The 14,046-nt window shown below is 74.8% G+C and carries 15 protein-coding genes and 1 other RNA gene; 8 read left to right on the top strand and 8 right to left on the bottom strand.

The genetic code is table 11. The features are described from left to right. Positions 1 to 4: 4 nt before the first annotated feature. Positions 5 to 364 (bottom strand): STAS domain-containing protein, encoded by a 360-nt coding sequence (locus ABD254_RS19210; protein WP_344250407.1) that lies wholly within the window; start codon positions 362 to 364, stop codon positions 5 to 7. A gap of 217 nt (positions 365 to 581) precedes the next feature. Between ABD254_RS19210 and ABD254_RS19205 the strand changes: the two genes are divergently transcribed. Further along, complete coding sequence (locus ABD254_RS19205; RefSeq protein ID WP_344250406.1) at positions 582 to 731, top strand: hypothetical protein; 150 nt, start codon at positions 582 to 584, stop codon at positions 729 to 731. Positions 732 to 790: 59 nt separating this feature from the next. On the opposite strand, the gene ABD254_RS19200 is transcribed toward ABD254_RS19205, so the two are convergent. Beyond that, complete coding sequence (locus ABD254_RS19200) at positions 791 to 1,741, bottom strand: helix-turn-helix transcriptional regulator (RefSeq protein WP_344250405.1); 951 nt, start codon at positions 1,739 to 1,741, stop codon at positions 791 to 793. 234 nt (positions 1,742 to 1,975) lie between these two features. On the opposite strand from ABD254_RS19200, the gene ABD254_RS19195 reads away from it, so the two are divergent. From ABD254_RS19195 to ABD254_RS19185, 3 genes are read left to right on the top strand one after another with little or no spacing between them, the layout of a single operon-like run. Continuing rightward, positions 1,976 to 3,142, top strand: a complete 1,167-nt coding sequence (locus ABD254_RS19195) for an MFS transporter (protein ID WP_344250403.1) — start codon at positions 1,976 to 1,978, stop codon at positions 3,140 to 3,142. A gap of 38 nt (positions 3,143 to 3,180) precedes the next feature. Beyond that, a complete protein-coding gene (locus ABD254_RS19190) occupies positions 3,181 to 4,224 on the top strand; it encodes a zinc-binding dehydrogenase (protein WP_344250402.1) in 1,044 nt (347 codons plus the stop codon). A gap of 23 nt (positions 4,225 to 4,247) precedes the next feature. After that, a complete protein-coding gene (locus tag ABD254_RS19185) occupies positions 4,248 to 4,910 on the top strand; it encodes an SDR family NAD(P)-dependent oxidoreductase (RefSeq protein ID WP_344250401.1) in 663 nt (220 codons plus the stop codon). Positions 4,911 to 4,994: 84 nt separating this feature from the next. On the opposite strand, the gene rnpB is transcribed toward ABD254_RS19185, so the two are convergent. Together rnpB and ABD254_RS19175 are read right to left on the bottom strand one after the other, a co-directional pair. After that, an RNA gene (gene rnpB, locus ABD254_RS19180) (RNase P RNA component class A) lies at positions 4,995 to 5,399 on the bottom strand. Between the two features lie 139 nt (positions 5,400 to 5,538). Next, complete coding sequence (locus tag ABD254_RS19175) at positions 5,539 to 5,922, bottom strand: tautomerase family protein (RefSeq protein WP_344250400.1); 384 nt, start codon at positions 5,920 to 5,922, stop codon at positions 5,539 to 5,541. Between the two features lie 129 nt (positions 5,923 to 6,051). Here ABD254_RS19175 and ABD254_RS19170 point away from each other — a divergent pair, with 129 nt between their 5' ends. After that, positions 6,052 to 6,879, top strand: a complete 828-nt coding sequence (locus ABD254_RS19170) for a YaaA family protein (RefSeq protein ID WP_344250399.1) — start codon at positions 6,052 to 6,054, stop codon at positions 6,877 to 6,879. 48 nt (positions 6,880 to 6,927) lie between these two features. Continuing rightward, positions 6,928 to 7,278, top strand: coding sequence for a TfoX/Sxy family protein (locus ABD254_RS19165; protein WP_344250398.1), 351 nt, complete (start codon positions 6,928 to 6,930; stop codon positions 7,276 to 7,278). 3 nt (positions 7,279 to 7,281) lie between these two features. Here ABD254_RS19165 and ABD254_RS19160 read toward each other — a convergent pair whose 3' ends face one another. From ABD254_RS19160 to ABD254_RS19145, 4 genes are read right to left on the bottom strand one after another with little or no spacing between them, the layout of a single operon-like run. Then, entirely contained in the window at positions 7,282 to 7,980 is a 699-nt protein-coding gene (locus ABD254_RS19160) for a histidine phosphatase family protein (protein ID WP_344250397.1), read from the bottom strand. Continuing rightward, entirely contained in the window at positions 7,980 to 8,729 is a 750-nt protein-coding gene (locus ABD254_RS19155; protein ID WP_344250395.1) for a zinc ribbon domain-containing protein, read from the bottom strand. The genes ABD254_RS19160 and ABD254_RS19155 overlap by 1 nt, the downstream gene beginning before the upstream one ends. Positions 8,730 to 8,768: 39 nt before the next feature. Next, positions 8,769 to 9,689: a Nif3-like dinuclear metal center hexameric protein gene (locus ABD254_RS19150; RefSeq protein ID WP_344250393.1), complete on the bottom strand. Its 921-nt coding sequence runs from the start codon at positions 9,687 to 9,689 to the stop codon at positions 8,769 to 8,771. 31 nt (positions 9,690 to 9,720) lie between these two features. Next, positions 9,721 to 11,514 (bottom strand): bifunctional 3'-5' exonuclease/DNA polymerase, encoded by a 1,794-nt coding sequence (locus ABD254_RS19145; RefSeq protein ID WP_344250391.1) that lies wholly within the window; start codon positions 11,512 to 11,514, stop codon positions 9,721 to 9,723. A gap of 156 nt (positions 11,515 to 11,670) precedes the next feature. On the opposite strand from ABD254_RS19145, the gene ABD254_RS19140 reads away from it, so the two are divergent. Together ABD254_RS19140 and ABD254_RS19135 are read left to right on the top strand one after the other, a co-directional pair. Next, complete coding sequence (locus tag ABD254_RS19140; RefSeq protein ID WP_344250389.1) at positions 11,671 to 13,071, top strand: dihydrolipoyl dehydrogenase family protein; 1,401 nt, start codon at positions 11,671 to 11,673, stop codon at positions 13,069 to 13,071. A 91-nt stretch (positions 13,072 to 13,162) separates the two neighbouring features. Then, positions 13,163 to 13,738: a GNAT family N-acetyltransferase gene (locus tag ABD254_RS19135; RefSeq protein ID WP_344250387.1), complete on the top strand. Its 576-nt coding sequence runs from the start codon at positions 13,163 to 13,165 to the stop codon at positions 13,736 to 13,738. Positions 13,739 to 14,046: the final 308 nt, after the last annotated feature.

The raw sequence follows: 14,046 nt of genomic DNA, 5'->3' as shown, positions 1-14,046 counted from the left end.
GGACTCAGTGCGCGGTGTCCTGGAGCTCCGCCCGCCCGCCGAGCACCGTGTCGTCCAGGTCGAGGTCGAGCATGTGCAGGACCTCGCGCACCGGGGCGGGTGCGTCGTGAATCGTGACCCGCAGGCCCTCGTCGCGCCCGATGCGGCACAGCTGGACCAGGAACGCCACGCCCGCGGAGTCGATGAAGGTCACCCGCGCCGTGTCGACGACGACCGGCAGGTCCCGCTCGAAAGCGCGTGCGAGCGCCGCGCCCGCCTCGTTGCGCAGGGCGATGTCGATCTCGCCCCACATGTCCACCACGCTGACGTCGGGCCGCTCCACGAGAGCGATCCCCCCGGTCTGTGCCTCATTGGTGAGAGTCACTGCCACACCTTCGTCCCACGTCCTGGCGTCCTGCGCGCCGCGGTCTCGAGCGCTGCGAAAACGGACTCGCGACCTCGTCGTCGCGACGCCTGTCACCGTACACCCGGGAAGAGGCGCAGCGGAACCTGACCATAGGGTTTCTTTACCGCCTGTTCACACACACGGCCCCTCGTGAAGGTGATCACCGTGCCGGAGCCCGGACCTCGACCGCCGTCGGGTGCCGCGCGGACCGATCGCCGCCGCGGCGGTGCTCCTGGCGGGCACGGTTCTCGGGACGTTCAGCATCGGGATGTTCTTCGCCCCGTCCGCCGTCTGCGCCGTGGTCGCGGTGCTCGTGCCCGTGCGGCGAGCCGCGGCCGACGCCTGATCGGCGCCTGACGGCGCCGACGGTCGCCCGACCGTCAAGATTCCGGGATCGCGGGCGTGTCAGAGATCGTCCGCCGCTCGTGCGCCCGACGTCCGTCCGGTCGGGTGGGGCCGGTCCTGGTACTCCGCCGTCCGGGACTCGTGCGTGGTGTCATTCGTCGCGGCCCAGCTCGCCAGCAGCGTGAGCCGTTCCTCGTGCGGGGTGCCCGGCTCGGCGGTGTAGAGCGAGAGGTCGTGCACGGCCCGGCCCGCGGACGGCAGGTCGACGGACTGGTACGTGAGCTCGAGGATGCCGACCTCGGGGTGCTGGAGCCGCTTGGTCCCGTGGTGATGGATGCGGATGTCGTGGGAGGCCCACAGCTCGCGAAACTCGCTGCTCAGGGTGGAGAGCTCGCCGACGAGCTCGCGCAACGCCCTGTCGTGGGGCTCGCGGCCGGCCTCCGCCCGCAGCAGTGCGGCGGTGGCCGCGGCGCCCGACTCCCAGTCGACGAAGAAGTCGCGGGAGGTGGGGTCGAGGAAGTGGTAGCGGGCGAAGTTCGCCCGGCCGTGCTCCGTCGTCGTGCCGCTGGCGAACATCGGCGCGTGCAGAGCCCGGGCGAGGCTGTTCGTGGCGACGACGTCGAGGCGCCCGTTGCGCACGAACGCCGCGGACATGGTGATGGAGTCCAGCATCCACTGCACCGGGGGCGCGAGCACGACGTCGCGTCGACGGGTGGCCCTGCGGTGGGCGGGCCGTGCGGCGCGGGCGAGGTCGAACAGGTAGGTGCGTTCCTCGTCGTCGAGCTTGAGCGCGTGGGCAACCGCGTCGAGCACCTCCTCGGACACCCCGGCGATGTGGCCCTTCTCGAGCCGGGTGTACCACTCGGTGCTCACCCCGGCCAGGACGGCGACCTCCTCGCGCCGGAGCCCCGTGACCCGACGGCGGGCGCTCGTGGGCAGCCCCACCTGGTCGGGGGTGAGCCTGGCGCGCCGGCTGACGAGGAAGTCCCTGATGTCCGCGCGGTTGTCCATGCCTTCCACGGTACGCAGCAGCCGCCGCCCCATGGGGGTTGAGGTTCTGCCCCCACCAACGCAACCTTCTCCGCCCGCGAGATCAGGCGTGAACTCGATGCAGTCACCGACCGCACCAACCCGACCGATCCGAGGTTCACCATGCGCGCCGAAGCCCCCACGGCTTCTCCCGACGAGGCATCACAGCAGGCTCGTCCCACGCCCGACGCCGGCCGACCGGCCCGACTGCCGCTCGTGGTCTACGTCCTGGCGTTGGGCACGTTCCTGATGCTCACCAGCGAGTTCGTCGTCGCGGGCATCCTGCCGGAGATCGCCACCGACCTGCAGGTCACACTCGCGCAGGCGGGGTCGTTCATTACCGTCTTCGCGATCGGGATGATCGTCGGCGCCCCTCTGATGACCATGCTCACGAGGCGACTGTCCAAGCGACTGACCTTGATGCTCGCGCTCGTCGTCTTCGTCGCCGGTCACATCGTGGTCGCGCTCGGGTCGGACTTCACGCTCCTGCTCGGTGCTCGGTTCGTCACCGCGCTGGCGACTGGCGCGTTCTGGGCGGTGTCCGCCGTCGTCGCCTCGCGCGCCGCGGGCCCGTCGCTGGGTTCGCGGGCCGTGGGCGTCGTGGGCGCCGGCGGTTCGCTCGCCACGGTCCTCGGGGTGCCGCTGGGCGCATTCCTCGCCCATCACGTCGGCTGGCGCGGCACCTTCTGGGCCCTCGCGGTCGCCGCCGCGGTAGCCGTCGTGCTCGTCGCCCGGCTCGTCCCGGCCGACTCGTCCGCGCACCAGGTGTCCTCGCTCGGCTCCGAGCTGGCGGGCCTGCGCTCGATGCGACTGTGGCTCGTCCTGGCGGCCTGCGTCACGACGAGCGGCGGGGTGCTCGCCACCTACTCGTTCATCGCCCCGATCCTCACCGAGCAGACCGGCGTCCCGGAGTCCCTGGTGCCGGTGGTGCTCACAGGCTTCGGCATCGGCTCGTTCGTCGGCACCCTCGTCGGCGGGCGCCTCGGAGACTCCCGACCCCACCTGGTCACGATCACCACGCCCGCGGTGACCACGATCGTCCTGCTCGGCATCGCCCTGTTCGCGGACTCGACCTGGCTGATGATCGTGCTGGTCGTGCTGCTGGGACTGTTCGGGCTCAGCGCCAACAGCGTGCTCATCCACCTCGCCGTGCGCTACGCCGGGAAGGCGGCGACCCTCGGCTCGGCCCTCGCCGTCGCGTCGTTCAACGCCGGCACCGCCATCGGCACCGCGGTCGCCGGGGCCCTGCTGACCACCTCGCTCGGGCTCACCGGCCCCCCGATCGTGGGCACGGTCGTCGTCGCACTCACCCTGATCCCCACCGTCTCGCTCGCCGTCGTCAACCGCCGCGAGGCGACGACCGACGGGCCCGTACAGCATTGATTCAGACCCCTCCACGAACCAGTCGAAAGAGAACCCCCATGCGCGCAACCCTGATGTACTCCGCCGGCGACGTCCGCGTCGAGGACGTGCCCGACTCCACGATCAAGAACCCGACGGACGCGCTGGTGCGGATCACGGCGTCCTGCATCTGCGGCAGCGACCTGCACCCTTTCCACTCGATGACCGCGGCCGACGGACCGGCCCGCATGGGCCACGAGTTCATCGGCATCGTCGAGGAGGTCGGCTCGGCGGTCAGCACCCTGGCCAAGGGCGACCTGGTCGTCTCCCCGTTCGCGATCTCCGACAACACCTGCGAGTTCTGCCGCGAGAACCTGCAGACCTCCTGCACCCACCACGAGGCCACCTTCTGGGACGGGATCGCGGACGAGGGCGCCCAGGCCGAGGCCATCCGCGTGCCCCTCGCCGACGGCACCCTCGTCAAGCTGCCGGTCGCCCCCGACTCCGCCCTCATGCCGTCCCTGCTGACCCTCGCCGACGTGCTCGGCACCGGGTACCACGCCGCCAAGATCGGCGGCGTCACCCCCGGCAGCCGCGTGACCGTGATCGGAGACGGCGCCGTCGGCCTGCTCGCCGTGCAGTCCGCCAAGCTCCTCGGCGCCGAGCAGATCGTCCTCATGGGCCGCCACCAGGACCGCACCGACCTCGGACGCGAGCTCGGCGCGACCGACGTCGTGGCCGAGCGCGGCGAGGAAGGCATCGCCGAGGTGCGCGACCTGACCGGCGGGCACGGCTCGCACGTCGTGCTCGAGGCCGTCGGGCACATGCCCGCCTACGAACAGGCAGTCGGCGTCGTGCGCCCCGGTGGCGTCATCAGCCGCGTCGGAGTGCCACAGTACGCGGACGCACCCATCGGCTTCGCCAGCCTGTTCGGCCGCAACGTCCGCCTCGCCGGCGGCCCCGCACCCGTGCGCGCCTACATCGACGAGCTCATGCCCCACATCCTGTCCGGCGAGATCGAGCCCGGAAAGGTCTTCGACGCCACCACGAATCTCGACGGCGCCCCCGCCGGCTACCGGGACATGGACGAGCGCACGAGCCTCAAGGTCCTCATCAACCTCTGAATCGCAGACGAAGGGACACCACCATGCCGACCATCGCCATCGTGGGCGCCGGCCGCGGCCTCGGCGCCGCCGTCGCCCACGAGTTCGCCACGCACGGGTACGACGTCGCGCTGATCTCGCGCACCCAGGGACACGTCGACGCCCTGGCAGCCGACGTCCGCACCGTCGGCGTCGACGCCCGCGGGTTCGCCGCCGACGCCCGAGACCCGCACCAGCTCGCGGCCGCCCTCGACTCTGCTGCCACACAGCTGGGCACCATCGAGGTGCTCCAGTACAGCCCGGTGCCGCAGCGCGACTTCATGAAGCCGGTGCTCGAGACCACCGCCGACGACCTCGTGGCGCCGGTCGAGCAGTCCGTCTACGGCCCGGTCACGGCGGTGCAGCAGGTGCTCCCCGGCATGCGCTCGACCGGCCGCGGCACCATCGTGCTCGTGAACGGCGGCAGCGCCGTCCGACCGGGACCGAACGTCGCGGGCACGTCGGTCGCGTTCGCCGCGGAGAGCGCCTATGGCCAGCTGCTGCACGACGCGCTCGCCCCCGAGGGCATCCACGTCGGCCAGCTGATCATCCCGCGCGGCATCGGCGCCGGGGAGCCGTCGCACGAGCCCGCGGCCCTGGCCGCGCGGATCTGGGCCATGCACCGCGACCGCGGCGAGTTCCGGACGTTCGCTGCCGAGCTCGACTGAGGTCGGACGACGTTCCGAGCGGCGTCCCCTCTGCGGACGGGGGTCGCTCCGGCCATGTGCACCCGCAGGTCAGACCGTGTGATGCGGACGAGCCGGTCTGTACGCCGGGTTCTGTCCCCGCGCCTGGTCGCCCCGGCACGGGTGACGGCCATCCATCTAGGCCCTGCGTTGCCGCAGGGCTCGAGCGGTCTACCCGACTGTGCTTCTCATCAGAGAATCGGGCGGGCCGCCCTCAAACACAGTCTGTCTGACCTTGCTCCAGGTGGGGTTTACCTAGCCACGCCCGTCACCGGGCGCGCTGGTGGTCTCTTACACCACCGTTTCACCCTTACCGCCGCCGGTCTCCCGGCGACGGCGGTCTGATCTCTGTGGCACTGTCCCGCGGGTCACCCCGGGTGGCCGTTAGCCACCACCTTGCCCTTCGGAGCCCGGACGTTCCTCGGCGACGACGCCCGAGGGCACCGCCGACGCGACCGTCCGACCGACTCGTCCGCGTCGCACAGTCTATGCGCCCGACGCCGGTGCACCGGCTAGCCGCTCCAGCGCCGCGAGCACCCGCTCGACCGCCGGACCTGGTTGCCCCGGCGACAGCACTGCCCCGATGTCCCGCACCGCCGACAGAGCTCGCTCAGACGTCGACCGCGTAGGTCAGCGCCAGTTCGTCGCCCGACCGGCCTCGGATGCCCCAGCTCTCGGGGGGCGACTCGAGGACGACGAGCTCGACGTCGTCGACCTCGAGCCCCAACGCGGGGGCGACGTCGTCGTACACGCGACGGATGAGCTCGCGCTTCGCCTCCCGCGAGCGCCCCGCGAAGGCCACGACCTCGATCATCAGGTAGGCCTCGGACCGCGGGGCGACGAGGTCGCCGTCGTCCAGGAGCAGGAACCGGTGGAACCGCTTGTCCTCCGGGATCCGCCAGGCGCCGACCAGCGCCTCGTGCAGCGCGTCGGAGACCACCCCGCGCCGCTCGCCCCAGACCCGCCGGTTGCCGTAGACCTTCACCTGGACCATGCCCGACGACGTTAGCCGTGACGGACGCCACTGTCACCGGCCCGTCCGGCTGCCGAACACGGGCTCGACCTCGGAAAACGGTCGGAAAGCGAGCGCAACCCCGTGTTCGGCGGGACGTAGGGTGCTCTGGTGCTGATCTGCCTGCCGCCCTCCGAGGGCAAGACGCCCGCGCCCGACGGCGCCGACCCTGTCGACCTCGCGGCGCTCACCGGGGCGGCGGAGTTGACCGACCAGCGGCGCGCCGTCGGGGAGGCCCTGGCCGCGGTCAGCAGCCGTCCGGATGCAGCCGCCGTCCTCGGGGTCGGGCAGTCCCTCGCCGAGGAGGTCGCCCGCAACGTCGACCTGAAGTCCGCCACGGCGGCGCCCGCGGCCCGGGTCTACACGGGTGTGCTGTACGCCGCCGCGGGCCTGGCCGGCCTGACGGGCGACGCCGCCCAGCGTGCGGCCGGGGACGTGCGGGTCTTCTCCGGCCTGTGGGGCGTCGTCGCGCCCGACGACCGCATCCCCGCCTACCGCCTGTCCATGGGGGTCGACCTGCCCGGTGTCGGGAAGCTCGCCGCCGCCTGGCGCCCGCACCTCGCCGCGGCGCTCGACGCGCGCGCGGCCGGGGACGTCGTCGTCGACTGCCGCTCCGCGGCCTATCTGGCGGCGTGGAAGCCCGACACCTCGTCCGCCGACTGGGTCGCCGTGCGCGTCGTCCGCGAGACCGACGGACGGCGCACGGTCGTGTCGCACAACGCCAAGCACACGCGCGGCGTGCTCGCGGGCCACCTGCTGCGCCGGGCCGGGAGCCCGCCGTCGACGGCGGCCGAGCTGCTCGCCGCGACCCGCGAGCTCGACGGCAAGGTGATCGGCACCGAGATCGGCTCGGGACTGAGCTACCGCATGGTCGAGGCCGCCCTGCACGAGCCGTCGACCCGCCGTGGGCCGCGCACCCTCGAGGTCGTCATCTCCTGACGGCAGGTCCGTCGTGCCGGCGGGCGGCACCGCCGCCACACTGGCCGCATGGCCTACGACGAGGAGCTCGCCGCGCGCGTCCGCGACGCCGTGAGCGAGCGCGCCCCGTTCACCGAGCAGAAGATGTTCGGCGGTGTCGCGTTCATGGTGCACACGCACATGGCGGTCGGCGTCGGCGGGGACGAGCTGATGGTGCACGTCGGCACGGACGGCCACGCGACCGCGATCGCGGACGGCGCCCACGAGATGCGGATGGGCGAGCGCACCATGCGCGGCATGGTGGCGGTGCCGCCCCAGGTCACGGCCGACGACGACGCGCTGCACGCCTGGGTCGGCCGCGGCGTCGAGCTCGCCCTGGCGACGCCGCCGAAGCCCCCCAAGAAGCCGAGGAGCCCGTAGCCCTCAGCGGTCGGTCGGGTAGCCCACGACGGTGGCCTCCGCGAGGGCCGGCTCGCCGTCGTCGGCGCCGAGGCCCAGCCGCAGCACCGTGAGCGAGCAGGGCGGCACGCGCAGCCGCGGCCACGACGCCGGGGGCGCCCCCAGCGCGCGGCCCACCAGGGAGCGGATGGTCACGGTGTGCGCGACGACGACGGTCGAGCTCGCCCCAGGGCTGCTCGCGACGACGTCGCGGAGCCCGGCCCACGCCCGCTCGCCGACGTCGGCGTACGACTCCCCGCCCGGGGCGGGCTGCGTGCCCGTGGTGGCCCAGGCCGTGAACTCCTCGGGCCAGCCGTCGGCGATGCGGTCGGGGGTCAGCCCCTCCCAGTCGCCGAAGACGCACTCGGCGAAGCGCTCGTCGAGCTGCACGTGCGAGCCGATGCGCCGGCCGACGGCCGCCGCAGTCTCCAGCGTGCGCACCATCGGCGACGCCACGAGCACGCCGGCGCGAGGCAGGTCGGGCCACAGGTCCTTGCCGATCCGGAACACGGCGTCCGCCGCCCGCGCGGCCTGGGTGCGCCCCCGGGTGGTCAGCGACGGCCCGGGCACACCTCCGCCCGAGTAGACGCGCACCTCGGTCAGCGGGGTCACGCCGTGCCGTACCAGGACGACGGTCCGCACCTCGCCGTCCGCCAGCGGGCTCGCCCCGGAGGGGCGGGCCATCAGGCAGCCGCGGCGTCGTCGACGACCCGCACGAGAATCCGGCCGCACTCCTCGCAGCGCACGACCTGGTCCGGTGCGGCCGAGCGCACCGCCGCCAGGTCGCCCGCGTTGAGCTCGAGGCGGCAGCCCTCGCAGCGCCCGCCGCGCAGCGCTGCGGCGCCCTGCCCGCCGAGCTGTCCCCGCAGCCGGTCGTACAGCGTGACGAGCCCGGCGTCGAGGCCGGCGACGGCCGCGGCCCGCTCGCCCGCCACTCGGCGGCCCGTCGTGTCGATCTCCGCCCAGGCCGCGTCCCGCTCGGCCGTGGCCTTCTCCTTGCCGGCGACGAGATCGGCGTGCGCGGCCTCGACCTTCGCGAGGGACTCCTGGTGCGCCTCGAGCCGCTCCATCACCTCGAGCTCGGCGTCCTCCAGCACGGACTGACGCCGCCCGAGGGACTCGAGCTCGCTCACGAGTGCCTGGGAGTCCTTGGCCGACAGCGCGCCCGAGTCGAGCTTGTGCTGGTCCCGCTCGGCGCGGGCGCGCACCTGCGCGACGTCGGCCTCCGACTTGGCGAGCTCACGCTCGAGGTCACCCACGGCCGTGCGGGAGTCGACCAGGGACCCGTGCAGGTCGGCGATGCGCTTCTCGAGCTCCGCGAGCGCGGCGAGCGACGGGTGGGTGCGGCGCTGGTGCGTGAGCTGCTGCAGCCGCGTGTCGAGGGCCTGGACCTCGAGCAGTCGGCGCTGGTCCTCGGGCGGTGCGGTAGCCACGGGCGGGTCCTCTCACGTGTGTTCAGATAGGTCGGGCGATCAGCGGCCGGGGCTCGCGACCCGAGCGGTCCAGGGGTCGGTGGCCAGCGTGCTCACCCTCGTGGTCACCGTACCCTCCCCCGCGTGCGCCCGGAGCCGGTCGGCGAGGTCCTCGGCGGCGTAGGCGAGCCAGGGCCACTCGCTGGCGAAGTGGGCCACGTCCACGAGGAAGGGCGTGCCCGCGGCCCGGCCCGTCGGAGAGCCGGCGGGCCCGGCGGTCCGTGCCTCGAACGCGGCACGCTCGCGCAGCTCCGAGGCGGGGTGGTGGCGCAGGTCGGCGGTGACGTACACGTCGGCGACGGCCGCCCGGACCGCGTCGAACAGCGAGTCGCCGGAGCCTCCGACGACCGCGGCCGTGGTCACAAGGGCGTCCAGGTCGCCCGCGACGCGCACCCCCTGCGCGGTGGCCGGCAGCGCCGCCGCGACGCGCTCGGCGAACGCGCGCAGCGTCACGGGCTCCGCGAGGCGCCCGACCCGCCCGATGCCGCGCTCGGCGTCGTCCGCGTCGGCCTCGCGCGCCACCAGCGGGCGGCGGTCGACGACGCCGACCAGGTCCGCGAGCGCGTCCGCCACCCCGCGCGGGGCGGCGTCGGCGTTGGTGTGCGCCACGTGCAGCGCGCAGCCCGCCGCCAGCAGCCGGTGCACGACCGCGCCCTTGAACGTCGTGGCCGCCACGGAGTGCACGCCGCGCAGGAACAGCGGGTGGTGGGCCACGACGAGGTCCGCGCCCCACGCGAGGGCCTCGTCCACGACCTCGGCGACCGGGTCGACCGCGAACAGGACCTTGCGCACCTCGGCGGCCGGGTCGCCGGCCACCAGCCCGACGGCGTCCCAGCCCTCCGCCGTCGACGGCGGGTACAGGTCGTCGAGGACGGCGACGACGTCGGCGAGCGTCGGGGCGCTGGCGGCTGCGGCATCCATGCGCCCGACACTACTGTCCGGCGGGTGCTCGTCACTTCGCGTCGGCGTAGCTGTCCACGGTGGCGACGGTGAGGGGGAAGTCCACCGGGAAACCGCCGAAGAGCAGCCGCCCGGCCTCGTCGGCCGCAGCGCGCACGGCGTCCGCCACGTCGTCGGCCATCGCCGCCGGGGCGTGCACCACCACCTCGTCGTGCAGGAAGAACACCAGGTGCGGCCGGTCGGCGAACGGGGCCGGCGCCAGGCCCTGCGCGCCCCCGCCCTCGGGCACGACGCCCATCGCCCACAGCCGCCGCCGGATCGACGCGAGCCAGCACAGCGCCCACTCGGCGGCCGTGCCCTGGACCACGAAGTTGCGCGTGAACCGCCCCCACGACCGGGTGTACGACCGCGCCCGCGCGGCGGCGTCCGCGCCGGCCTCGTCGTCGAACGCCCCGGCCTGCGCCGCGTCCCAGTCGCTGCCGGGCGGCGGGGAGCTGCGCCCGAGCCGCGTCGTGACGACGCCCCCGCGCTCGCCGGCGCGCGCCGCCTCCTCCACCAGGGCGATCGCGCGCGGGAACGTCCGGGCGAGGCGCGGCAGCACCTGAGCGCTGGCGCCGGTCGTGCCGCCGTAGAGCGCGCCGAGCATGCCCACCTTGGCCAGCTCGCGGGTGTCGACCGCGCCCGAGGCCACGATGCCCGCGTACAGGTCGCCGTCGCGCCCGGCGCTCGCCATCGCCTCGTCGCCCGCCATCCCGGCGAGCACGCGCGGCTCGAGCTGCGCGGCGTCGGCGACCACGAGGCGCCAGCCCGGGTCCGCGACGACGGCGCGGCGCACGCCCTTCGGCAGCTGCAGCGCTCCCCCGCCGCTGGACGCCCACCGGCCGGTGACGACGCCGCCCACCACGTACTCGGGCCGGAACCTCCCGCCCGTCACCCACGTGTCCAACCAGTGCCAGCCGTTCGCGGTGAGCAACCGGTACAGGTTCTTGTACTCCAGCAGCGGCGCGACGACGGGATGGTCGATCGTCGAGAGCTCCCACTTGCGCAGGCTGCGCGCCCCGACCCCCGCGTACTGCATCGCCTTGAGCAGGTCGGGGTGCGAGTCGGGGTTGAGCGTCGGCGGGGCGTCGAGCGCGTCGCGGATGCGGCCGGCGAGCTCCTCCAGCCGTGCCGGGCGTCGGCCCTCCGGCGGGCGCGGCCCCAGCGCCTCGGTGAGGATCGCGTCGTGCACGTCCGCGCGCCAGGGCAGACCCGCGTGCCGCATCTCCGCCGCGACGAGCGCGCCCGCCGACTCCGCCGCGAGCAGGAGGCGCAGCCGCCCAGGTGCCGGGGAGTCCGCCACCGCCGCCTCCTGGGCGCGCAGCTCGGCGACAGGGCCCTCGGCGCCGTCCACCGCGGAGGCCTGCCGCCGCGTCCCGGGGCGGCCCGCCGACCGGGGGCCCGCGCCGGCGGCCAGGTCGAACAGCGCGTCGGGCTGGGGGGCCCGGTCCATCCCCACCGGCGCGGCCACCGTCAGGGGCGCCTCGTCCCACGGCCCGGCGGGCGCGGACGCGAGCGCCGAGGAGGCCGCCAGCGAGGAGTGCCGCAGGATCCGGTGGCACAGGCGCAGGTCGTGCGCGCGCTCCACGCGCACTCCCGCGGCGAGCAGCCCGGCGTACCAGGCCGACGTGTCGTCCCACGTCCAGCGCGGCGCGGGTCCCGTGCCGCCGGGGCCGCCCGGCTCCGCCTCCCGCACGACGGCGGGCAGCGCAGCGGGCGGGACGGTGCGCGCCTCGCCCGTCGCGGCGCCCGGGACGTCGTGCACGCGCACCGAGCCGGAGGGGTCATGGGCGAGGACGACGTGCACGGCACCATCCTGCCGCCCGCCACCGACGCTCCTGGCCGCGCCCGCCGCCGACCGGTCGGCCCGGTCCGCGTTCGACGCGCGACGTCTCGGCCGATGTGGTGCGCTGGCCGTGGTCGCCGCCGGGCGACCGGACATCCCACCTGCGACGGAGGACCGATGACGACCGAGGCACCGACCGCGCCGGACGAGACCGTGGACGTCGTGGTGATCGGCACGGGACCGGGGGGCGAGGACGCGGCCGCGCGGCTCGCCCGCGCCGGGCTGGACGTGGTTGCGGTCGAGGCCCGCCTCGTCGGCGGCGAGTGCCCCTACTACGGCTGCATCCCGACGAAGATGATGGTCCGCGCGTCCGACGCGCTGGCGGAGGCGCGACGCGTGCCGGCGCTCGCCGGCCGGGCCGACGTCGAGCCGGACTGGGCGCCGGTGGCACGGCGGATCCGCGACGAGGCGACGACCGGCTGGGACGACACGGCCGCGGTCGAGCGCCTCGAGGCGGCCGGCGGCCGCCTTGTGCGCGGCCGGGGCAGGCTCGTCGGCCCGGGAGAGGTCGTGGTGGAGACGGCTGACGGCGCGCGCCGGCTGCGGGCCTCGCGCGCCGTCGTGCTCAATCCCGGCACGGAGCCGGCGGTGCCGCCGATCGACGGCCTGGCGGGCACCCCGTTCTGGACCAACCGCGAGGCCGTCGAGGCGGTCGCGGCCCCCGCCTCGCTGACCGTCCTGGGCGGCGGCGCGATCGGCTGCGAGCTCGCCCAGGTGTTCGCCCGGTTCGGCACGGCGGTCGAGGTGGTCGAGGCTGCCGACCGCCTGCTGCTCGCCGACGAGCCCGAGGCGAGCGACCTCGTGGCCGCGCGCTTCGCCGCCGAGGGGATCGGCGTCCGCACCGGCGCGCGGGCGCAGCAGGTCACCCACGACGGGTCCGGCTTCACCGTGCACCTGGCGGACGGCACGCAGCTCGTCTCCGAGCGCCTCCTCGTCGCGGCCGGGCGACGCACGGACCTGGCGTCGCTCGGCGTCGCGTCGGTCGGCCTCGACGCAGGCGCCCGCACCATCACCGTCGACGACCGCCTGCGCGCCGCCGACGGCGTCTGGGCCGTGGGCGACGCCACCGGCCACGGCGCCTTCACGCACGTCTCGATGTACCAGGCGCGGATCGCCGTCGCGGACATCCTCGGCACCGGCGACGAGCGCGCCGACTACCGTGCCGTCCCGCACGTGACCTTCACCGACCCGGAGGTGGGCGCGGTCGGGCTCACGGAGGCCGCGGCCCGCGACGCGGGCCTGTCGGTGCGCACGGGGACCACCGACCTGGCGTCGTCGTCGCGCGGGTTCGTGCACGGCCCCGGGAACGAGGGGCTGATCAAGCTCGTCGAGGACGCCGACGCCGGCGTGCTCGTAGGGGCGACGGCGGCCGGACCCGCCGGCGGCGAGATCCTCGCCGTCCTCACGCTCGCCGTGCAGGCCCGGGTGCCCGTCACCGAGCTGCAGCACATGATCTACGCCTACCCGACCTTCCACCGCGCGATCGAGACGGCCCTCGCCGACCTGGCGGACGGATGACGGTTCCGCCTTCGCGGTCGGCAGCGGTGTCCGCGGCGGTATCCGCGGCGCGATCGGCCGCCGTGTCGGCGGCAGCGCCTACGCTGCCCGGGTGAGCCAGCACAGCACGACCGCACCCCCGGCGCGCACGGTCACCGACCGTCTCGTCCTGACGGCGGCGGGCCCCGCCGACGCCGACGACCTGTACGCCCTGAACTCCGACCCCCGCGTCTGGACGCACTTCCCGCAGGGGCGGCACACGGACCCGGAGCAGACCGCCCGGCAGGTCGCCGACTTCGCCGCCGACTGGGCGCGCGACGGCCTCGGCTACTGGGCTGCCCGCCGCCGCGACGACGGCGCGCTCGTGGGCGTCGGCGGCGTCAAGCTGCGCCGGGAAGGGGTGCTCAACCTCTACTACCGCATCGCCGCCGAGCAGCAGGGGCAGGGGTTCGCGACCGAGCTCGGGCGTGCGGCGGTCGACGCCGCGGCCGGGGTGCTCCCCGGCGTCCCCGTCACGGCGTTCCTCCTGGAGCACAACGCCGCCTCGCGGGCCACGGCCGAGAAGCTCGGCCTCCGGCTCGTGTGGCGCGGCCCGGACGCCGGCAACGCCGACCCCGACGCCGTCCGCCTCGTGTTCGCCGACCGGGAGCTCGACGACGAGACGCTCGCGCGCGTCGGAGGGGCCTGAGCCCCACCCGGCGGCAGGTGTCCCCACCGCTTATCCTGTGATCGCTCATGACTGAAATGACCGAGTTCGCCGCACCGACGCCCTCGCCCGCGGGCATTCACCTCGACGCTGCGCCGCTCCAGCGGTGCATGGCATGACGCCGGAGGAGCAGGCCGACGGGTCGGCGGGCGGACACGTCGTGCTCGGCGGCAAGTACGTCCTGGGCGACATCCTCGGCACCGGGGGCACGTACACCGTCTACGAGGCCTCGCGGGTGCGTGCGGCAGCGGCCGGGTCGGAAGACGCCGGCCCGGACGGCGCCGGCCAGG

The organism is Isoptericola hypogeus (assembly GCF_039531145.1).
Taxonomy (GTDB): Bacteria; Actinomycetota; Actinomycetes; order Actinomycetales; family Cellulomonadaceae; genus Isoptericola; species Isoptericola hypogeus.
This window is presented reverse-complemented; position numbering and strand designations above follow the sequence as displayed.